Raw genomic sequence first — 20,650 nt, forward strand, 5'->3', positions numbered from 1 at the left:
GATGGTTCACCGATACCGCTGCGCGACCCGTGCACTCGCGACCTGTACCAGCGCCTGGGCGCGGGCGAACTCGGCCGGTGTGAACGCCGGTTCGGCCCGGCGCGCCACCAGCGCCCCGCCGGCCGGATCGGCCAGCACCATGGCGGTCGCGGTCAGGCCGGGCCGGCTGTCCGGGCCGCCCCGGGTCACCTCGCAACCGCCCAGCAGCGCGCTGAGCGCGGACTCCAGCAGGGTCGGGTCGGCCAGCACGGTCGCGGCCAGCCCCAGGGCCCGGGTCGGCTCGTCCACCAGTACCCGGGCGTCGGCGCGGCAGACCCACGGGTCCCGGCCCCGGCCACGCCGGATCGCCTCGCCAAGCTCGTCGGCGCTCAACCGCTGCGGAGCGTCGACGAGGAACTCGTCAACCACTCCCGCCTCGGTCGCGTGTACCTGTACCGACAGGATGTTGACCGACTTCAGAGCCAGGCTCGCGGCCAGCACCGCGAGATAGCCCGGCCGGTCGTCCACGGTCGCCCGGACCCGCCACAGCGTCATCGTTTCCTCCCACACCTGCTCCGGTAGGACTGGCGCCGGGGCCTCGCGGCCACGGCGCCGGGTGCCGTACCCCGCCTAGGCCACGGCCCCCTGCACGTCGGCCAGGCGCTCGCCGAGCACCATCGCGACCGTCTCGACCAACTGGGCCAGCCGGTCCACCTCGCCCCGGTGGAACGGCGGCGGGTACATGCCGGGCTCGCCGCCGCCGTCGGCCCCCGTCCGGGCCACCGCGAGCACCAGACCACCCCGCTGGAACGGCGCCACCGCCAGATGGTCGCCCTCGGGGGTACTCATCGCGCGCGGGCGCAGCGGCGCCACGTCCGGGATGCGGGGCACGGCCGGCGCGCCCAGGCTCGCGCGCAGCACGCTGGGGGCCAGCCGGCCGGCACCCGCCCAATCCCGGGGTACGGACAGCACCGCCGCCCAGTTCGCGGCGCACACCCCAGGCGCAGCGTCCACGAGCGTGGCGAGCCCGTACCCCGGATTGGCGGCGACCTGTCCGACGACCGCGACCTCGCGAGCGGACGGATCCGACAGCTCGGTCGCCCGCCACACGCCGTCGAGGCGTACGCCGGGGATCGCTGCCAGGCCGGTCAGCACCCGATCGACGGGTGCGGCCGCGGGCCAGACCACCGTGAAGTCGTCGACCGCCCGTCCGGCCACCCGCTCGAGCACCACGACATGGACGATGTCGGCGCCGACGATGCCCAGCGTCCGCGCCACCTGTCCCAGTGAGCCTGGCCGGTCCGGCAGGCTCACCCGTAGTCGAAGCAACACTCGTCCTCCGCTCCGTCGATCGACGACTGGATTCAAGAGTGCTGGACGTCGGTTTCCGGCCTGTTGCGTCGCGGTATCGACAGAGGGAAACCCGCCAGCGGTGAGGAAGGCCACTTCCCGGAAGCGGAGTCGGTAAACCGGTGACTCAGGTGAGCCGGCGCAGCAGGGTGGTGACCCGGTCGGCGTCGAACTCCGCCGGGTCGTACCGGCGCCCGATCCAGTCCCACATCGCCAGGTGGCGCGGGTGGCACGGGTCGTCCAGGGCGGCGATGAACTCGGCGTACCCCTCCGGGCCGCCGACGTCCTCCGGCGGGCAGGCCCGCTCCCCCGCCACGCACACCGGGTAGCGCACCCGCGGGTCGGCCGCCAGGACCTCCTCGACCAGGACCTCGTGCTCCCACCAGTCGCCGAAGTCGTAGACGTAGCGCAGCCGGGTGCCCGGCCCGGCCACGTCGTCGAGGCGGTAGTCCAGCTCATCGAGGACCGGCAGGTCGCCGTCGGGGTCCGGCTCCCCGTACTGCTCGCCGTCGACGTCGAAGGAGTGCAGGTGACAGTCCTGCCACCCCATGGCGAACTGGATCACCCGGTGCACCCGGTCGAGGGTGTAGCCCGTCGGCACCAGGAGCTGACGCCAGACGGGGGGCGTCACGTCATCGAGCGTCACGCGCAGTTGGAAGACTCGCCGGGTCATCGTGCCGCCCATTGTTGACCGAGGGGTACGCCTGACGCACGCTGGGGGGTGTGATCTGCCGTGCCTGCCGGGAACAGCGCCACTCCGAGTGCCGGGGTGGCTCGTGGTGTGACTGCCAGCACCGTCCGCCCGAGCCGAAACCGCCGGTCACCGGCCCGGCCGGGGAGTGACGTGCACCGGATCTTCCCTGAGCCCGATCCGACCCCGCTCGACGATCCGGCCCTGATCGACCTGTACGCGCCCGACCGGTCCCAGAACTCGCTGCGGGTCAACTTCGTCACCAGCCTCGACGGTGCCGTCACCCTGGAGGGGTACTCCGAGGGCCTGTCCGGCCCGGCCGACAAGCGCGTCTTCGCCCTGTTGCGGATGCTCTGCGACGCGCTGATCGTGGCCGCCGGCACGCTGCGGCACGAGGGGTACGGGCCGGTCATGCTGGACGAGCGGGCACGGGCCTGGCGACGCCAGCACGGGCTCGCCGAGTACGTCCCGCTGGTGGCGGTCTCCCGCACCCTCGAACTCGGCCCGGCGCTCCGGGCGCTGACCGCGGCGCCGACCCGGCCGTACGTGATCACCTGCGGCACCTCGCCGCCCTCGGTACGCGCGGCGCTGGCCGAGGTGGCGGACGTGATCGTCTGCGGCGACGACGACGTCGACCTGGCCGCGGCCCGCGCCGAGCTGCACGAGCGCGGGCTGGCGCACCTGCTGTCCGAGGGCGGCCCGCTGCTGCTCGGCGGGCTCACCGCCGCCGACCTGGTCGACGACTTCTGCCTGACCATGGCCCCGCTGCTCGCCGGGGCCGGCGCCGGCCGGATCACCGCCGGGCCGCCGAGCCCTCGCCCGCACCGGCTCGGGCTGCGCCACGTCCTGGCCGACGAGGACATGCTGCTGCTGCGGTACGCGCGCTGACAGCGCCAGCGCGGGGACATCTCGGCGCGCTGACGCCCCGGGCAGAAGATCGAAAAAGCCGGGTACCTTGGACAGCCCACCCCTCATGTGCATTTTGACCGGATTCAATACCGTGACCTGTCGCCGAGATGGGCGTGGTGTACGAACACGCGTGCCATCGGTGGGGCAGGATGCCAGAGGTACCGCAGGAGGGGGTCGGTGTGAGTGAACGTACGGAGCTGAACCACCCGGTGGGTCGGGTGCTGGGCACCGCCGACGCCACCCCGCTGACGTTCTGGGTCGCCGTGGCGGCGGACGCGTACCTGCAACTCGACGACGTGGTCGTCACGGGTCGCGAGCTGCCCGACGGCACGACCGTCACGATCGCCGGGGTGGTGACGGCCGTACGGGCCCGCCACGAGGGCGCCCAGTTCGACTCCGACGTGTTCGCCATCGCCGAAGGCACGCTCCCGGCCCAAGTCCAGGAGGCGGCCGAGGTCACCACGACGCGGGTGCTGCCCGAGGTGTACGTGCCGCCGTCGCCCGGCGCGGTCGTGCACCGGGCCGAGGGCGAGGCCCGGGACAGCGCGCTGTACTTCGACCGGATGCAGCGCAAGGTCCCGATGGGCTTCGGCCGCGACGGCGCGCCGGTGTACCTCAACGCCGACTTCCTCGACGGCAGCCGCGGCGCGCACGTGTCGATCTCCGGCATCTCCGGCGTCGCGACCAAGACCAGCTTCGCGACGTTCCTGCTGTACTCGGTGTTCCGCTGCGGCGCGCTCGGCGGCGCCGGCGAGTCCGCCAACTCCCGCGCGCTGATCTTCAACGTCAAGGGCGAGGACCTGCTCTTCCTCGACCACCCCAACACGCGGCTGGACGAGGACACGATCGACGCGTACAACAAGCTCGGCCTGACCGCCGGGCCGTTCCCGGATGTACGGGTCTACGCCCCGCCCCGGGCCGGCGACTCCTCCGGCACACCGGACGTGAGCAGCCGCCACGCCGGGGTGGACAGCTTCTACTGGACCCTCGCCGAGTTCTGCGAGAACCGGCTGCTGCCGTTCGTGTTCGCCGACGCCGACGACGAGCGGCAGCAGTACACGATGGTCGTGCACGCGGTGACCGCCCACCTGGCCCGGGTGGCGCAGCCCGCCGACAGCGGGGTGGTGATCGACGGTACCCGCATCGGTGGTTACGCCGAGCTGGTCGACTACCTCGTCAACCAGCTCAACGACGACGCCACCCGGGGAACGTGGGCCGGCAGCGCGGTCGGCCTCGGTACCGTCAACGCGTTCGCGCGGCGGCTGATCGGCAGCAAGAAGGACCTGGCCCGGCTGATCCGCGGCGACCTCGCCGTGCGCCGCCCGCACCAGATCAACACCGCCGAGAGCGCCCAGGTGACCGTGGTCGACCTGCACAACCTGCCGGACCGGGCGCAGCGGTTCGTGGTCGGTGTGACGCTGAAGAGCGAGTTCGAGCGCAAGGAGAAGGCGGGTACCGCCAAGCCGCTGCTGTTCGTGGTGCTCGACGAGCTCAACAAGTACGCGCCGCGGGAGGGGTCGAGCCCGATCAAGGAGATCCTGCTCGACATCGCCGAGCGTGGCCGCTCGCTGGGCGTGGTGCTCATCGGCGCCCAGCAGACCGCGAGCGAGGTGGAGCGGCGGATCGTGTCCAACTCGGCGATCCGGGTGGTCGGCCGGCTCGACCCGGCCGAGGCGTCCCGGCCCGAGTACGGGTTCCTGCCGCCCGCGCAGCGCCAGCGGGCGCTGCTCGCCAAGCCGGGCACGATGTTCGTCGGGCAGCCGGAGATCCCGGTACCGCTCTGCGTGGAGTTCCCGTTCCCGTCCTGGGCGACCCGCCCGTCCGAGGCGGGTTCGCCGCCGAACGCCACGCTCCGCTCGATCGTGCAGGCCAGCGACCCGTTCGTGGTGGTCGGCGCGTCGGCCAACGGCCTCGAAGACGACGACATCCCGTTCTAGAGGAGTGGACCGGTGAAGATCCTGCACACCTCGGACTGGCACGTCGGGAAGGTCCTCAAGGGGCAGTCCCGCCTCGACGACCAGATCAAGGCGCTCAACGGTGTGGTGCAGGCCGCGAAGGCCGAGCGGCCCGACCTGGTGATCGTCGCCGGCGACCTGTACGACACCGCCACCCCGACCGCCGACGCCACCCGCGTCGTGGTCCGGGCGCTGTCCGCACTGCGCGAGACCGGTGCCGACGTGGTCGCCATCGGCGGCAACCACGACAACGGGCCGACCCTCGACGCGCTGCGCGTCTGGGCCGAGGCGGCCGGCGTCGCGCTGCGCGGGGCGGTCAAGACGCCCGCCGACCACCTGATCACCGGGCGTACCCGCGACGGCGAGGAGTGGCGGCTGGTCGCGCTGCCGTTCCTGTCCCAGCGGTACGCGGTGCGCGCCGGCGAACTGTTCGACCTGACCGCCGCCGAGGCGACCCAGACCTACGCCGATCACGTGGCCCGGCTGATCACCCGGCTGTGCGAGGGGTTCGGCGCCGACACGGTCAACCTGATCACCACCCACCTCACGGTCGTCGGCGGGACGATGGGCGGCGGCGAGCGCGAGGCCCACACGATCATGGGGTACGCCGTACCCTCGACCGTCTTCCCGGCCAGCGCGCATTACGTCGCCCTGGGCCACCTGCACCGCGCCCAGCAGGTACCCGGCCCGGCGCCGGTGCGCTACAGCGGCAGCCCGCTCGCGATCGACTTCGGCGAGGAGGAGAACGCCTCGTCGGTGTCGATCGTCGAGGTGACCGCGACGACCGCCGCGAAGGTCCGCGAGGTACCGATCACCGGTCCGGTCCCGCTGTACACGGTGCGCGGAACGCTGGAGCACCTGTCCACCCTGGCTGAGTCGTCTAAAAACATCGGGGACGCGTGGCTTCGGGTGTACGTGGCCGAGGCGCCCCGCGCCGGGCTGCGCGAGGAGGTACAGGAGTTGCTGCCGCGCGCCCTCGAGGTGCGCATCGACCCCCGGATGCTGCCCGACGCCGACGCGAACCGGTCCCGGGTACAGCGCTCCGGCCGCTCTCCCGGCGAACTCTTCGCCGACTACCTGTCCCAGAAGGGCCACGTGGACGAGGCCACCGTGGCGCTGTTCCACCGCCTGCACGGGGAGGTGAGCCATTCATGAGGCCACTTCGACTGGACCTCGCCGGGTTCACCGTCTTCCGCGACCACACCACCGTCGACTTCACCGACGCCGACTTCTTCGCGCTGGTCGGCCCGACGGGCTCGGGCAAGTCCACCATCCTCGACGCGATCTGCTTCGCGCTCTACGGCACGGTGCCCCGCTGGGGCGACCGGCGCGCCATCGCCAACGCCCTCGCCCCGTCCTGCACCGAGGCGCGGGTACGGCTGGTCTTCGAGTCCGCCGGCGCCCGGTACGTGCTGACCCGGGTGGTCCGCCGCGACACCAAGGGCAGCGTCGCCACCAAGAACGCCGCGATGGAACTGCTGCCGGCCGGCTTCGACCTGTCCCGCTTCGACACCGGTCTGTCGCCTGAGGACCTGGGCGACGTGGTCGCCGGTTCGCCGGCCGAAATAGAGGAGGCAGTACAGGAGATCATCGGACTGCCGTACGAGCAGTTCACCAAGTGCGTCATCCTGCCGCAGGGCGACTTCGCCGCGTTCCTGCACGCCAAGCCGGCCGAGCGGCAGAAGATCCTGGTCAACCTGCTCGGCCTGGACGTGTACGGGCAGATCCGTGAGCGCGCGAACGGCGTGGCGTCCGAGGCCGAGGCGCAGATGAAGGCGTGTGACGGCCTGCTGGCCGGGCTCACCGACGCCGACGACGCCGCCCTGGCCGCCGCCCGTTCCCGGGTCGACCTCCTGCGTACCCTCGCCTCCGAGGTGGACGCCGTGGTGCCCGAACTGGACCGGGCGCGCCGCGACGTCCAGACCGCGCGGGAGCGGCTCACCGGGCTGGACGCCGAGATCACCAAGCTGTCGGCGGTACGCATGCCGGCCGGGGTGGCCTCCATCGCCGACGACGCGACGGCGGCGCGCACCGCGGTGGCCGCGGCGCTGGCGGCGGTAACCGCGGCCGAGGAGCGCGAGGAGAAGCTGCGCGGCGAGCTGACCGCCGCCGGGGACGAGGCCGCGCTGCGGCGCCTGCTGGACGCGCACGGCGAACGGGCCCGCCTGTCCGGCGAGGCCGACCGGCTGGCCGGCGCGGTCGCTACCGCGCAGTCCGGGCACGACGCGGCGATGAGCGCACTGGAGGAGGCGCACGCCGCCGCCGCGCGGGCGAAAACCGTCCTGGAGGAGGCGCGCGAGGCCTACCAGGCCGCGCGCACCACCGACGCCGCCGCCGCGCTCCGTCCGCACCTGCGAGCCGGTGACGCGTGCCCGGTCTGCGAGCAGACCGTCGTCACCGTCCCGCCGCTGTCCCGGGCCTCGGCAGTCGAGGCGGCGAAGGCCGCCGGGGAGAAGGCGCGCAAGGCCTCCGACGCCGCCGAAGAGGTGGTCAAGAAGCGGGACGCCGCCGCCCGCGACCTCGACCGGGCCCTCGCCGCCGCCCGCGCCCAGGCCGAGCAGGTCGCGGTGCGCCTGGCCGAGCTGGACGGCCGCCTCGCCTACGCGCCGGAACCGGCCGCGATCGAGCGCGAACTGGCCGGCATCGCCGCGGCCGCCCGCCGGCTGGAGGAGGCCGCCGCCGCCGTGCGCGCGGCCCGCGAGGAGCACCGGGTCGCGGTCACCGCCGCCGGCAGGGCCGAGGAGAAGGTACGCGCGGCGTGGCGCGACTTCGACCGGGTACGCGACGACCTGGCCCGGCTGGGGCCGCCGCCGGCCGACCGCGACGACCTCGGCCGGGCCTGGACCGCGCTGGCCGACTGGATCGCCGCCGAACTGCTGCGCCGGCGGGAGGCGCGGGAGGCCGCCGCCGCGTCGGTGGCCGAGGCGGACCGGGCCACGGCCGGCGTGCACGACCGGCTGACGGCACTGTTCGCCGCGGCCGGTGCCGGTACCCCCACCGACGACCCGGCCCGGGCGGCCGCGATCGCCGTCGAGCGGGCCGAGGCGGCGCTGCGGCGGGTCGAGGAGCGGCGCGCCGACGCGGCCCGGCTGCGCGAGAAGCGCGCCGGCCACGAGCGCGAGGTCCAGGTCGCCAAGACGCTCGCCAGACACCTGCAGTCCAACAACTTCGAGCGCTGGCTGCTGGAGGAGGCGCTCGACTCGCTGGTCGCCGGCGCCTCGCGGATCCTGCGGGAGCTGTCGAGCGGCCAGTACGACCTCGGCCACGAGAAGGGCGAGTTCTTCGTCCTCGACCACCACGACGCCGGGCTGCGCCGGGCGGTCCGGACGCTCAGCGGCGGCGAGACGTTCCAGGCCTCGCTGGCCCTGGCCCTCGCGCTGTCCGAGCAGCTCGCCGGCTTGTCCACGGCCGCGGCGAGCCTGGAGTCGATCGTGCTCGACGAGGGCTTCGGGACGCTCGACGCGACGACGCTCGACACCGTCACCGCGACCCTGGAGAACCTGGCCGCGCGCGGCGACCGCATGGTCGGCGTGGTCACCCACGTCACCGCGCTCGCCGAGCGGATCCCGGTCCGCTTCGAGGTACGCAAGGACGCCCGTACCGCGCACGTCGAAAGGGTCGGCCTGTGAGACTCCACGTCGACGGCTGGGACCCCGGCTACGGCACGTCGTTCGACGGCAGCGGCGAGGGCCCGGCCTCCCAGAGCTCCGCCGAGACCGTCACCGACATCGAACTGCCGGAGTCGGACTGGCGTCCGATCCCGCGCCGCGACGACCTGCGCGGCCCGTCGACCGTCCTGCTCGTCGACGGCGTACGGCGCATCGACGCCGGCGTCTGGGTCACCGGGGACGACGGCGTGCCGCACCGGGGGCTGGCCGCCTCGTACGCGGCCGGGGTGGTCCGCTGCGACCTGGAGCGCGGCGTTGCCGACGTGGCCGGCGCTCTGGTCAAGCGGGGGCTGTTCACCTCCAGCCCGACCGCGAACGACGTCCTGGTCGGCCGGGTCCGGTACACCGCGCACCAGATGGGCCGCGACGACCAGGCCACCCTCACCGGCGGCGTGCAGGCCCAGCTCGCCGCGCTGGAGGCCGACGTCTCCGGCGCGGCACGGGTCGACAACGACCTGCTCGTGGTCGACGGCCCGCTGAAGAACCGCCAGCACCTGCCGCGCGCGATCGGGTACGTCAAGACCCACCGGGTCGAGTACCTGCCGGCGTCGCTGACCGCCGTCGTCACCGCGCTCAAGGCGCAGGAGCGCACCCCTGTCTTCCACGTCGGCACCAACTGGCAGCGGTACGCCTGGTACCTGCGGCTGCCCACCACGTCGAGCGCCCCCTGGGCCGGCGTCGTCCGCATCGAGTGCGCAGCCGAGCTGGACAAGGCGGAGGCGGTGGCGCTCGCCGACCTGTCCGTCGTGACGCTGCCCCGGTTCGCCTCGTCCTCGTACAAGGACCCGCGCGCGCCGCAGAACCTCGTACCGATCGCCGGTCTCGAACGGCGGCTGCGCTCGATGCTCGGCGACGGCCGGCTGCTCTACCGCACGCTGGTCCTCGCCGCGCGTACGGTCATCGGGTGACCGCCGTCCTGCCGGTGCGGCTTCTCACCCTTCCCGAGCATTACGACCTGGCCGGGACGCTGTCCGGGCTCGCGGTGATCCGCAACGACCCGACGGTACGCGTCACCGCGCGCGAGGCCTGGTGGGTGACCCGGACCCCGGACGGGCCCGGGACGCTGCAGCTCGTCCGCGCGGGCGGGACGCTGGCCGCGCGGGCGTACGGCGCCGGCGCGGACTGGCTGCTGGAGCAGGCCGACGCGATCGCCGGCCTGCGTGACGACCTGGACGGCTTCGCCGCCGTGGCCGGACGCCACGAACTCGTCCGCCAGTTGGCGCGCCGGCACCGGGGTCTGCGGATGCCCACCAGCGGCCTGGTCTTTCACCACCTCGTACCGGCGATCCTGGGTCAGAAGGTCACCTACCAGGAGGCGTTCCGGTCGTACCGGGCGCTGCTGCGCCACTTCGGCGAGCCGGCCCCCGGCATGCCGGACATGACCCTCCCACCTGAACCGGCGTCGATAGCGGGTACTCCCTACTATCTTTTCCACCCCTTCGGGGTCGAACAGCGCCGGGCCGACACGCTGCGCCGGGCCGCCGACCGGGCCGCCGCGCTGGAGCGGGCCACCGACGCCGCCGACGCCGTCCGCCGGCTGGTGTCGCTGTCCGGGATCGGCCCCTGGACGGCGGCCGAAGTGGTACGGGCCTCGCACGGTGACCCCGACGCGGTCAGCGTCGGCGACTACCACCTCCCCAACTTCGTGGCCTGGGCGCTCGCCGGTGAGCCGCGCGCCGACGACCGGCGGATGCTGGAGTTGCTGGAGCCGTTCTCCGGCCACCGGGGGCGGGTCTGCCGGCTCATCCTGGCGGCCGGCATCACGGCGCCGAAGTACGGGCCGCGGTCGCCGATCCGGTCCTTCGCCCGCTACTGAGTACAGTTCAGCGGTGACAACGCACGACGGGATCGACCCCGCCCGGCTCGACATCTGCCTCGCGGTCCTCGCCGAACTGGACGACCTGCCGCCCGACCACCCCGACGTCCAGCGGGTACGGCGCGCGACGGCCCGCCTGTACAAGGGCGTCAAGCAGCGCCGGCGTCAGGAGCGGCGGGCGGCGGTCACCGCGCACGACACGGCGGTGACCGAGGCGACCGCCACCGGCGCGCGCGGCCGGCTGGACGACGAGACCCAGGGCATCCCGCTCGCCGTCACCACGGACGCGGCCACCGTCGGCCACCTGCGCCGCGCCCGCTCCTGCTACACCTGCAAGGCGCGCTACACCGAGGTGGACGCGTTCTACCACCAGCTCTGCCCGCCCTGCGCCGAGTTCAACCGGGGCCGGCGCGACGCCCGTACCGACCTGACCGGCCGCCGTGCCCTGCTCACCGGCGGGCGCGCGAAGATCGGCATGTACATCGCGCTGCGGCTGCTCCGCGACGGCGCGCACACGACGATCACGACCCGGTTCCCGAACGACGCGGTCCGGCGGTTCGCCGGCATGCCGGACAGCGCGGACTGGCTGCACCGGCTGAAGATCGTCGGCATCGACCTGCGCGACCCCGCCCAGGTGATCGCCCTGGCCGACTCGGTCGGCGCGGACGGCCCGCTGGACATCCTGATCAACAACGCCGCGCAGACCGTCCGGCGCAGCCCCGGCGCGTACTCCCAGCTCGTCGCCGCGGAGTCGGCGCCGCTGCCGGCCGGTCCGCTGCCCGAGATGATCACCTTCGGCCACGTGGCAAACGGCGCCAGCCGGGTCGCCGAGCTGACGGGTCCGGCGATCGCTCCGCACGCGGTGACCGCCCTTGCCCTGACCAGCCGGTCCGCCAGCCCGGACCGGATCGCCGCGGGAGGCGCGATCGACGCCGGAGGCCTCGTACCGGACCTGGCGGCGGACAACAGCTGGAGCCAGCGGGTGCACGAGATCGACCCGATCGAGCTGCTCGAGGTGCAGCTCTGCAACGAGACGGCGCCGTTCATCCTGGTCAGCCGGCTGCGTCCGGTGCTCGCCGGCTCGCCCGCGCGGCGCAAGTACATCGTGAACGTGTCCGCGATGGAGGGGAAGTTCAGCCGCGGGTACAAGGGGGCCGGCCACCCGCACACGAACATGGCCAAGGCCGCGCTGAACATGCTGACCCGTACCAGCGCGCAGGACATGTTCAGTGACGGCATCCTGATGACCAGCGTGGACACCGGCTGGATCACCGACGAACGGCCGCACCCGACCAAGATGCGGATGGCCGACGCCGGGTTCCACGCGCCGCTCGACCTCGTCGACGGCGCCGCCCGGGTCTACGACCCGATCGTCCGGGGCGAGCTGGGCGAGGACCTCTACGGGTGCTTCCTGAAGGACTACCAGCGCACCGCCTGGTGAACACCCCCTAGCCTTACCCGCCAGTAACGTGGCACGGTGATCTTCATGACGACCACTGAGTCGGCGGCCACCGGATCGGGGGCGCCCCCGGCCGCGATCCCCGGTCCGGCCGGGAGCCGGTTGCTGGGGATGGCGTCGGCCCTGCGCCGCGACCTGCTCGGCACGATGCTGGACGGGTTCCACCGCTACGGCGACCTGGTCACGTACCGGATCGGCCCGCGCTGGGAGCGGCTGGGGCCGCCGGCCGTGGCGGTGCACCACCCCGACGGGGTACGGCAGGTGCTCACCAACCCGCAGGTCTTCGGCCGGCGTACCGCCGGGTTCGAGGTGCTCACCGAGATGCTCGGCGCGGGTCTGCTCACCAGCGACGGCGATCTGTGGAAGCGCCAGCGCCGGACGCTGCAGCCGCTGTTCACCCCGCGCCGCGTCACCGGGTACACCGACCTGATGACCGCCGAGGCGGAGCGCGTCGCCCGGCACCGGCCCGGCGCCGTCGACCTGCACCAACTCATGCAGGTGTACACGCTGCGGGTGGTCGGCCGGGCACTCTTCGGCGACGAGGTCGACGACGTGGTACCCGATCTCCAGCGCCTGGTGCCGTTGGCGAGCGACCTGAGCCTGGCCCGTAGCATGCAGATCCTCCGGCTGCCGCTGGACTACCCGACGCCCCGCAACCGCCGCTTCCGGCGGGTGAGCGCGGAGATGTACGCGATCGTCGACCGGATCCTGGCTCGTCGTGCCGGTGTCGTCGACGGTTCCGGAGCCGGTGACGACATGCTGAGTCGCCTGCGCGCCGCCCGCGACCCCGAGACCGGGCAGCCGCTGTCCGCCCAGGAGATCCGCGACCAGGTCCTGGTCTTCCTCCTGGCCGGTCACGAGACGACCGCCGGGGCGCTGACGTTCACCCTGCACCTGCTCGGCCGGCACCCGGAGATCCAGGAGCGGGTGGCCACCGGTGACCCCGACCTCGTCCGGGCCACCGTGCTGGAGGGCATGCGGCTGTACCCACCCGCCCACACCACCGAGCGGCGCGCCTCCGTCGACACCGAGATCGCCGGCCACCGCATCGTCCGGGGCACCCCCGTCCTGGTCTCGCCCTGGGTCACCCACCGGCACCCGGGCTGCTGGCCCGACCCGGAGCGGTTCGACCCGGAGCGGTTCCTCGGTGAGCACGACCGGCCCCGGTACGCGTACTTCCCGTTCGGCGGCGGCCCGCGTAGCTGCATCGGCGAGCACTTCGCGATGCTGGAGGCGACGGTGCTGCTGGGTACCCTGCTGGCCCGGTACCGCGTCGAGTCCCTCGACGCGCGGATGCGACTGGAGCCGCTGATCACCCTGCGCCCCGCCGAGCCGGTACGGGCCGTGCTGCACGCCCGGCAGGCGGCTGGCCGATCGACGTGAACGGAGGACCGGTGATGCCCGAGTGCTGCCAGGTGTCGACCACGATCGACTCCCCCGAGTCGGCCGCCGAACTGGCGCGGACCGCCGTCGAGGCGCGGGTGGCCGCGTGCGGCCAGGTGATCGGCCCCATCGACAGCGTGTACCGCTGGGAGGGCAGGGTCGACAGCGCGCGGGAGTGGCTGGTGCTGTTCAAGACGACGGCCGAGCGGGCCGACGCGCTCGTCGAGCACATCCGGGGCCTGCACCCGTACGACGTACCGGAGGTCATCACCACGCCGGTAACGGGTGGGAATCCCGCGTACCTGGCCTGGATCGGCGAGGAGACCCGGCCGAGGTAACCCGCGAGCCGAACCTGAAGCGGACTTGATCCGTCGGGGTGACCGCGATGCGCGGTCACCCCGATCGCCCGGCGGCTACCAGGCGCGGATCTCGCGCTCGTACCGGCCGTAGCCCCAGCCGTCGAAGTCGTCGGTGAACCGGCCCTGCGCCACCACGCTTCCGGCGGCGTCGTAGGCGCGTACCGTCGCCCCCTCGGTCCGGGCCAGCTTCAGACGTCCGGCGCCCTGGTTCAGCACGGTCGAGCCGATCACCGCGCCGCCGCTGACGATCTCCGCGCGTACCGCCGCCGGAGGGGCGACGATCTGGAGGTCGTCGGTCTGCCGGTCGAAGGACGGCAGGCGCATCGCGATCACGCTGTGGTCCGGGTCGCCGATGACGCCCGATCCGGTGGGGTGGTCGCGGACGACGGGCTCCTCGCCGTGGCCGGCGCCGACCAGGAACGTCGTGTACGGGCCGCCCCCGTCCGGGGTCTGCGCCATGACCGTGGCGATCGTCCCGATGCCGGTCTGGTCGCCGTTCGGGTCGTGTACGGGCAGGTCGTCGCTCCACAGCACGACGTACCGGACACCCGGAGAGGTCACGCGCAGCGACTTCGCCGCCTCCTGGGCCGCCACCGGGGCTGGCCTGCCCGCGCGCGGGGTCGGGTCGAACGTGACCGGGGTGCGGTTGATGGACGGGGTCACGTCCGCCTCGTACAGGAGCGCGCCGTCCCGGTTGAATCGCACCCGAAGCCCGGCCGGGATGTTCGGGCCCCGTACGAGGTAGCCGGAGCCGGCCGGCTCCGGGGTCCAGGTGCGCCGGACCGAACCGTCGGCGAGGTAGTGCGGATCGCCGGACACCTCGACCTGGGAGCCCACCGGCCCCAGGACCAGGACGGACCGGCCGGCGCCGTCGTCGGTGAGCAACTCGTTCCACAGGATCGGCCCGCGGAGCTCATCGCTTTCCCACAGTTGCAGTCGGGACGCCGGCGCGCCGGCCGGACCGGACAGCTTCGACAGCACCGGGTGCGCGCCGGTCACCACGACCAGCGCGACGCGGAAACCGCCCGGCACGTCGCCGGCGAACAGTACCCGTACCCGCGCGGGATTCCAGGGCACCTCGGGCTTCCTCCCGTCCGCCGTCGGTACCTCCCGGGCCGCCTTGTCCTTGAGCTCGGCGAGGAAGCTCTCGTCGGGTGCCAGGGATCCCCGGGTCGACGAGTTCAGCAGCTCCGCCACCAGCGCCGGCGGCGAGGCGACCCGGTCCGGTCCGGTCCGCTGCCCGGGCATCCCCGCTGCGAGCAGGCCGACCGCCACGGCCAGGGCGACCGCCGCCGGCGCCAGCCGCGCCACCCGTCGGCGGCGCCGGCCGCCGCGTACCGCCCGCTCGGTCACCTCGTAGAGCTTCGCCTCCTCGGCGATCTCGCCCAGCGCGTGCTTCAACGCGTTCATGACCCCACCTCCGTCCGCTCCCACCTCAGGTCCGCGAGTTCGGGTGCGAGCACCCGGAGCCGTTTCAGGGCGTGGTTCGTCTGGCTCTTCACCGTGCCGACGGAGCAGCCCAGGACATCGGCGGCGGCCGCCTCCGAGAGATCCTCGAAGTACCGCAGCACGATCACCGCACGCTGCCGCCGGGTCAGTTTGGCCAGCGCCTGCTCCAGCACCATCCGCAGCAGTACGCTGCCGCTCTCGTCATGAGCACTGCGCCTGTCGGGCACCCGCTCCATGGGCCACTCGACGAGGCGCCGACGCCGCCAGACGGAGATGTGCTCGTGGTAGATGATCTTTTTGACGTACGCCTCCGGATCGCCGGCCGCCGCCACCCGCCGCCAGCGCGCCGCCACCTTGACCAACGCCGACTGCAACAGGTCCTCGGCCTGCGTGTGATCACCGGTCAGCAGGTAGGCCACCCGCGAGAGTCTCGCCAGCCGCGCCCGCACGAACTCGCGAAATCCCTCGTACTCGTCCACGTGCGCTCCTCCATGACGAAACCGCTCTGCCATCTACACGCGGGCCGCCGCCCAGGAGGTTGGAACTCGACGGAAGGCCACCATCGATGTGGCCGACAGTGGAAGACTGCCCGCATGGAACTGCCGGTGCTGCCCCCGATCGAACCGATGCTGGCGACCTCCGTGCCGGAGATCCCGACCGGCGAGGCGATGACGTACGAGCCGAAGTGGGACGGGTTCCGCTGCATCGTGTTCCGTGACGGCGACGAGATCGAGCTCGCCAGCCGTGGCGGCAAGACCATGACCCGGTACTTCCCGGAGGTCGTCGAGCAGGTACGGGCCCAGTTCCCGCCGCGCTGCGTCGTCGACGGCGAGATCGTGGTGATCCGCCACGACCCCGGCTCGATCCCCAAGCTGGACTTCGAAATGCTCGGGCAGCGCATCCACCCCGCCGCGTCGCGCGTCAACCTGCTGGCGGCGGACACACCGGCGTCGTTCATCGCGTTCGACCTGCTGGCGGTGGACGACGAGGCACTCATGGAGTCCGGGTACGCCGAGCGCCGCGCCCGGCTGGAAGAACTCCTTGCGGAGGTCAAGCCGCCGGTACACGTGACGGCCGTGACCAAGGACCTGGCCGTCGCCCGCGAGTGGTTCGACGTCCTGGAGGGGGCCGGGCTCGACGGCCTCGTCGCCAAGCCCGCCGACATCCCGTACGTGCCGGGCAAGCGGCTGATGTACAAGATCAAACACGCCCGTACCGCGGACGTGGTGGTCGCCGGGTTCCGCTGGCACAAGGACGGCCCGATCATCGGGTCGATCCTGCTGGGCCTGTACGACGACAACGGCGTCCTGCACCACGTCGGCGTGAGCGCCTCGTTCAGCAAGGCCCGCCGCGCGGAGCTGGTCGAGGAGCTGGAGCCCTACCGGATCCCTGCCGGAGAGCACCCGTGGGCCGCCTGGACCTCCGCCGAGGCGCACGCCAACGGCGGCCAGCGGATGCCGGGCGCGCCGAGCCGCTGGTCGGGCAAGAAGGACCTCGGGTGGGAGCCGCTGCGACCCGACCTGGTCATGGAGGTGGGCTACGACGCGATGGAGGGTGACCGGTTCCGCCACACCGCCCAGTTCAAGCGCTGGCGGCCCGACCGGGATCCGCGTTCCTGCACGTACGAACAGCTCGAACGCCCGGTCCGGGTGGACGTGACCGAGGTTCTCGCCGGAAAGGTGTGATCCGGGTGTGACCCGGGCCGACGTAGGCTCGAGGACCGTCACGTGTCCCGGAAGGGGGTCAGCGGTGATCAGACGCGTCGCACTCGCCGTACTCGTCGTCCTGGTGCTCGCCGTGGCCGGCTGCGTCGGTCCGGCCCCCCGCTGGAGTGCGCCGAAGCCGGGCGGCCCGGCCGCTCCCGCCGCGGCGACCGTCAACTGGCGGCCCTGCCCGGACACCGCCCGGACGGCCCTGGGCCGAACCCCGGACAACGTCACGTACGAGTGCGGCAAGCTCAACGTGCCGCAGGACTGGGCGAACCCCAACGGCGGCAAGCAGTTCGGCATCGCGCTGATGCGGGCCCGCGCCACCCACCAGACGAACCGGATCGGTTCCCTGGTGGTCAACCCCGGCGGCCCCGGCGGCTCCGGGGTGGATCTCGCCGCGTACCTGTCCGTGGGCCTGCCCGCCGACGTCACCCAGCGCTTCGACATCGTGGGCTTCGACCCCCGCGGCGTCGGAGCATCCGACCGGGTGAAGTGCTTCTCCGACGCCGACCTCGACGCGTCCTTCGGCGCGGACCCCGATCCGGTCGCGCAGGCCGACTTCGACAAGGCCGTCGCGCTGTCCCGCAAGATGGCACAGAGCTGCGGTACCAGGTACGGCGACACCCTGCCCCTGTTCTCCACCGAGCAGGCGGCGCGCGACATGGACGCGATCCGCGCGGCGCTGGGCGAGCCGAAGCTGACCTACCTCGGGTACTCGTACGGCACGCTGCTCGGCGCGGTGTACGCGCAGCTCTTCCCGACCCACGTCCGGGCGCTGGTGCTCGACGGCGCCATCGACCCGACGCTGGACTCGGTGGCGTCGGCCGAGGGGCAGGCGAAGGGCTTCGAACGCGCCTTCGACAACTTCTCCGCCTGGTGCCGGAGCAACGCGTCCAAGTGCCCGATCGCCCCGGATGCCCGCGCCACCGTGACGTCGGCGATGGACTCGGCGCGGCGTACCCCGGTGACCGGGTCGGGCGGCCGGGCGGCGACGGCCGGGTGGATCCAGACGGCGGTGGTGGCGTCGCTGTACAGCCAGGAGCAGTGGCCTCAGCTCGCCACCGCCCTGGACAACCTGCGCAAGGGCAACGCGACCGGGATCTTCCGGCTGGCCGACTCGTACGCCGAACGCGACGCCCGCGGGCGGTACTCGAACCTGTTCGACGCGAACGCGGCCGTCAACTGCGCCGACGACGCGAACACCCCGGCGGTGGACAAGCTCCGGACGCTGCAGAGCGAGTGGCGGCAGAAGTACCCGCTGTTCGGCCCCTCCAGCGCGTTGAACCTGCTCTGCGCCCAGTGGCCGGGCAAGCGCGACCCGTACCCGGCCGGCGCCGCCAAGGGCGCGCCACCGATCCTGGTCGTCGGCACCACCGGCGACCCGGCCACGCCGTACGAGCAGACGCCCAAGCTGGCGGAGACGCTCGGCAGCGGGGTGGTGCTGACGTGGCAGGGCGAGGGGCACACCGCATACCCGCAGACCCGCTGCATCAGCAGCGCGGTGAACCGGTACCTGACCGATCTGACCGTACCGGCGAAGGGCACCTCCTGCCCGGCGTCATGATCGTCACAACGTGCCGGGAGCCGTGGTCTCAGACCGGTCTGAGACCACGGCTCCCCCATCGGAGATGGTGGCGGCTACTTCGAGCGCCAGGAGAACGGGCCGGGGAGGTCGACGTTCTGCCGGCGGGTGCGCGAGTTCCACGACCAGCGGCCGATCTTGGCGGTCCACGACGAGAGGCCCTTGCGGCCGAGGTTGAGGCGGATCGGGCCGAACTTAACGATCTTGCGGAAGTGGAGTGGCATCAGAGGTCCTTTCCGATATCGACACTCCTGAAGATACCCAGGGCCGCAACATTCCATTCAGGACATTGCAGCCAGGTCCTGTGACAGCGGGCCGACTCCGTCGGCGAAGCGATCGTCCGCCGGCGCTTGCGGTCCTGTGGCTTACGCCTTGCGCCATAAGTTACCGGCCGGTAACCTCTGACGGGCGACCTGTTCGACCAGGTCAGGAGAGGTACACCGGCACGTTTCACGGCTGGCCACCACTGTCCGGCCAGCCGGTGCAGCCGATCGAGAAAGCGGTGGCGCACCGGTGACCGGCCACGCCACCAGATCCGATCCGCCAAGAAGGAGCCTGCTGTGCCCACGCTCGACCGCCAGAACGACGTGTTCCTCCTCGACCTCGGTGACGGCGAGAACCGCTTCCACCCGGACTGGCTCGCCTCCGTGAACGCGGCGCTGGACGAGGTGGAGCAGGCGTCCGGGCCGCGCGCCCTGGTGACCTGCGCGACCGGGAAGTTCTTCTCCAACGGCCTGGACCTGGAGTGGCTGGGCACCCACGGCGAGCAGCGCCACGAGTACGTGACCACGGTCCACGAACTGTTCGCGCGGGTGCTGACGCTGCCGCTGATCACCGTTGCCGCGCTGCAGGGACACACCTTTGCCGCCGGGGCGATGTTGTCGCTGGCCCACGACTTCCGTGTGATGCGCGCCGACCGCGGTTTCTGGTGCCTGCCCGAGGCCGACATCCACATCCCGTTCACCCGGGGCATGTCCGCGTTGATCCAGGCCCGGCTGACCCCGCAGACCGCGCACGAGGCCATGACCACCGCCCACCGCTACGGGGGTCAGGACGCCCTCGCCGCGGCGATCGTCGACCGCGCGGTGGACGAGGACGCGGTACGACGGACCGCCGTGGAGATCGCCGAGTCCCAGGCTGCCAAGGCCGGCGATACGCTCGCCACGATCAAGACCCGCCTGTACGCGTCCGTCCTGGACACGTTGCGGGACACGGACAACCCGCTCGGCTGAGGTCCACGAAGATCAGAGCCGGGGTCGTTGCTGCGGGTTCGTCGATCTAAACAGCGTCATTCCTGGTCAGATCCCGGTCCCGACTCGGCTGCACCCGCTTCGGCTCCCCCGGCATCTTCGGATAGTCCGGCGGGTATGGCATGTCCGTGCCGCCGTCGCGCTCGTACCACTCCAGCAGCGGCGTGATGTCGTGCGCCACGTCGTCGAGCCCCGCGTACGGGTCGTTGCCGGCGGCCAGCCGAGCCGGCACGGTGCGCAGGTCGAAGTCGTCGGGCTCCACGTCGGGCAGTTCGTCCCAGGTGACCGGGGTGGAGACGGTGGCGCGGGCGTTGGCCCGCAGCGAGTACGCGCACGCGATCGTACGGTCGCGGGCCATCTGGTTGAAGTCGACGAACACCTTCTCCCCCCGCTCCTCCTTCCACCACGCCGTCGTCACCAGGTCGGGGCGGCGCCGCTCCACCTCGCGCGCCAGCGCGATCGCGGCGTGCCGCACCTCGATGAAACTCCACTGAGGACGGATCCGGACGTAGACGTGCACGCCCCGGCCGCCGGAGGTCTTCGGGTACCCGGTCCAGCCCCGCTCGGCGAGGACCTCGCGGAGCGTGCCGGCCGCCGCGACGGCGTCAGTGAAGTCGGTGCCCGGCTGCGGGTCGAGGTCGATCCGCAGCTCGTCGGGGCGGTCGACGTCGGCGCGGCGCACCGGCCACGGATGGAACACGACGGTGTTCATCTGCGCGGCCCACACCACGTGGGCGAGGTCGGTCGGGCACAGCTCGTCGGCGCTGCGCCCGCTCGGAAATGTGATCTTGGTGGTCTCCACCCACGGGGGTACGCCCCGGGTCGGTACCCGCTTCTGGAAGAACATCTCGCCGCCGATGCCGTCGGGGAAGCGCTGCAGCGTGGTCGGCCGGTCCCGCAGCGACCGCACGATCGCATCACCCGCGGCGAGGTAGTACTCGACGACGTCCCGCTTGGTGAACCCCCGCTCCGGGAAGCACACCCGGTCCGGACTGCTGACCCGGACCGTCCGGCCCGCCACCTCGAGTTGCAGCACTTCTGCCATGAGCCGCACCCTACGCGTTCCCGCCGGGCCCAGACGCCGACGCGGC

19 protein-coding genes are annotated in these 20,650 nt (G+C 72.6%); 12 read left to right on the top strand and 7 right to left on the bottom strand.

The features are described from left to right. Positions 1–6 precede the first annotated feature (6 nt). The 3 genes from Pme01_RS00240 to Pme01_RS00250 all read right to left on the bottom strand — a co-directional run bounded on the left by Pme01_RS00240 (position 7) and on the right by Pme01_RS00250 (position 2,002). On the bottom strand, positions 7–534 hold the full coding sequence (locus Pme01_RS00240) for a hypothetical protein (RefSeq protein WP_168113243.1): 528 nt from the start codon (positions 532–534) through the stop codon (positions 7–9). Between the two features lie 75 nt (positions 535–609). Next, positions 610–1,311, bottom strand: a complete 702-nt coding sequence (locus tag Pme01_RS00245; RefSeq protein WP_168113242.1) for an ACT domain-containing protein — start codon at positions 1,309–1,311, stop codon at positions 610–612. A gap of 145 nt (positions 1,312–1,456) precedes the next feature. Continuing rightward, positions 1,457–2,002, bottom strand: a complete 546-nt coding sequence (locus Pme01_RS00250) for a plasmid pRiA4b ORF-3 family protein (protein WP_168113241.1) — start codon at positions 2,000–2,002, stop codon at positions 1,457–1,459. A gap of 171 nt (positions 2,003–2,173) precedes the next feature. On the opposite strand from Pme01_RS00250, the gene Pme01_RS00255 reads away from it, so the two are divergent. The 9 genes from Pme01_RS00255 to cutA all read left to right on the top strand — a co-directional run bounded on the left by Pme01_RS00255 (position 2,174) and on the right by cutA (position 13,548). After that, on the top strand, positions 2,174–2,908 hold the full coding sequence (locus Pme01_RS00255; protein WP_168113457.1) for a pyrimidine reductase family protein: 735 nt from the start codon (positions 2,174–2,176) through the stop codon (positions 2,906–2,908). 170 nt (positions 2,909–3,078) lie between these two features. Next, complete coding sequence (locus Pme01_RS00260; protein WP_168113240.1) at positions 3,079–4,866, top strand: ATP-binding protein; 1,788 nt, start codon at positions 3,079–3,081, stop codon at positions 4,864–4,866. A gap of 12 nt (positions 4,867–4,878) precedes the next feature. Next, a complete protein-coding gene (locus tag Pme01_RS00265) occupies positions 4,879–6,039 on the top strand; it encodes an exonuclease SbcCD subunit D (protein WP_168113239.1) in 1,161 nt (386 codons plus the stop codon). After that, the gene (locus Pme01_RS00270) at positions 6,036–8,513 is read left to right on the top strand and encodes an AAA family ATPase (RefSeq protein WP_168113238.1); all 2,478 of its coding nucleotides are present in this window, start codon (positions 6,036–6,038) and stop codon (positions 8,511–8,513) included. Before Pme01_RS00265 ends, Pme01_RS00270 begins: the two co-directional genes overlap by 4 nt. Beyond that, a complete protein-coding gene (locus Pme01_RS00275; protein WP_168113237.1) occupies positions 8,510–9,460 on the top strand; it encodes a hypothetical protein in 951 nt (316 codons plus the stop codon). The genes Pme01_RS00270 and Pme01_RS00275 overlap by 4 nt, the downstream gene beginning before the upstream one ends. Continuing rightward, positions 9,457–10,368 carry a DNA-3-methyladenine glycosylase family protein gene (locus tag Pme01_RS00280; protein WP_168113236.1) on the top strand — a complete coding sequence of 304 codons (912 nt, stop codon included), beginning with the start codon at positions 9,457–9,459 and terminating at the stop codon, positions 10,366–10,368. The genes Pme01_RS00275 and Pme01_RS00280 overlap by 4 nt, the downstream gene beginning before the upstream one ends. Positions 10,369–10,381: 13 nt before the next feature. Beyond that, positions 10,382–11,809 (top strand): SDR family NAD(P)-dependent oxidoreductase, encoded by a 1,428-nt coding sequence (locus tag Pme01_RS00285; RefSeq protein WP_168113235.1) that lies wholly within the window; start codon positions 10,382–10,384, stop codon positions 11,807–11,809. Between the two features lie 45 nt (positions 11,810–11,854). After that, positions 11,855–13,210: a cytochrome P450 gene (locus Pme01_RS00290; protein WP_168113234.1), complete on the top strand. Its 1,356-nt coding sequence runs from the start codon at positions 11,855–11,857 to the stop codon at positions 13,208–13,210. Between the two features lie 14 nt (positions 13,211–13,224). Next, the gene (gene cutA / locus Pme01_RS00295) at positions 13,225–13,548 is read left to right on the top strand and encodes a divalent-cation tolerance protein CutA (protein ID WP_168113233.1); all 324 of its coding nucleotides are present in this window, start codon (positions 13,225–13,227) and stop codon (positions 13,546–13,548) included. 75 nt (positions 13,549–13,623) lie between these two features. Here cutA and Pme01_RS00300 read toward each other — a convergent pair whose 3' ends face one another. Further along, on the bottom strand, positions 13,624–14,979 hold the full coding sequence (locus tag Pme01_RS00300; protein WP_168113232.1) for a hypothetical protein: 1,356 nt from the start codon (positions 14,977–14,979) through the stop codon (positions 13,624–13,626). After that, a complete protein-coding gene (locus Pme01_RS00305) occupies positions 14,976–15,497 on the bottom strand; it encodes a SigE family RNA polymerase sigma factor (protein WP_168113231.1) in 522 nt (173 codons plus the stop codon). Before Pme01_RS00305 ends, Pme01_RS00300 begins: the two co-directional genes overlap by 4 nt. Before the next feature lie 114 nt (positions 15,498–15,611). Here Pme01_RS00305 and Pme01_RS00310 point away from each other — a divergent pair, with 114 nt between their 5' ends. Further along, positions 15,612–16,703 (top strand): ATP-dependent DNA ligase, encoded by a 1,092-nt coding sequence (locus Pme01_RS00310; RefSeq protein ID WP_168113230.1) that lies wholly within the window; start codon positions 15,612–15,614, stop codon positions 16,701–16,703. 64 nt (positions 16,704–16,767) lie between these two features. Further along, positions 16,768–18,291: an alpha/beta hydrolase gene (locus Pme01_RS00315; RefSeq protein ID WP_168113229.1), complete on the top strand. Its 1,524-nt coding sequence runs from the start codon at positions 16,768–16,770 to the stop codon at positions 18,289–18,291. 74 nt (positions 18,292–18,365) lie between these two features. Here Pme01_RS00315 and Pme01_RS00320 read toward each other — a convergent pair whose 3' ends face one another. Further along, positions 18,366–18,533 (bottom strand): DUF4236 domain-containing protein, encoded by a 168-nt coding sequence (locus Pme01_RS00320; RefSeq protein WP_168113228.1) that lies wholly within the window; start codon positions 18,531–18,533, stop codon positions 18,366–18,368. Positions 18,534–18,869: 336 nt separating this feature from the next. Between Pme01_RS00320 and Pme01_RS00325 the strand changes: the two genes are divergently transcribed. Then, positions 18,870–19,541 carry an enoyl-CoA hydratase-related protein gene (locus tag Pme01_RS00325; protein ID WP_168113227.1) on the top strand — a complete coding sequence of 224 codons (672 nt, stop codon included), beginning with the start codon at positions 18,870–18,872 and terminating at the stop codon, positions 19,539–19,541. 46 nt (positions 19,542–19,587) lie between these two features. Here the strand turns inward: Pme01_RS00325 and ligD are convergent, their stop codons facing one another. Then, complete coding sequence (gene ligD / locus Pme01_RS00330) at positions 19,588–20,604, bottom strand: non-homologous end-joining DNA ligase (RefSeq protein WP_168113226.1); 1,017 nt, start codon at positions 20,602–20,604, stop codon at positions 19,588–19,590. Positions 20,605–20,650 lie beyond the last annotated feature (46 nt).

The organism is Planosporangium mesophilum, assembly GCF_016863255.1.
GTDB classification, from domain to species: Bacteria; Actinomycetota; Actinomycetes; order Mycobacteriales; family Micromonosporaceae; genus Planosporangium; species Planosporangium mesophilum.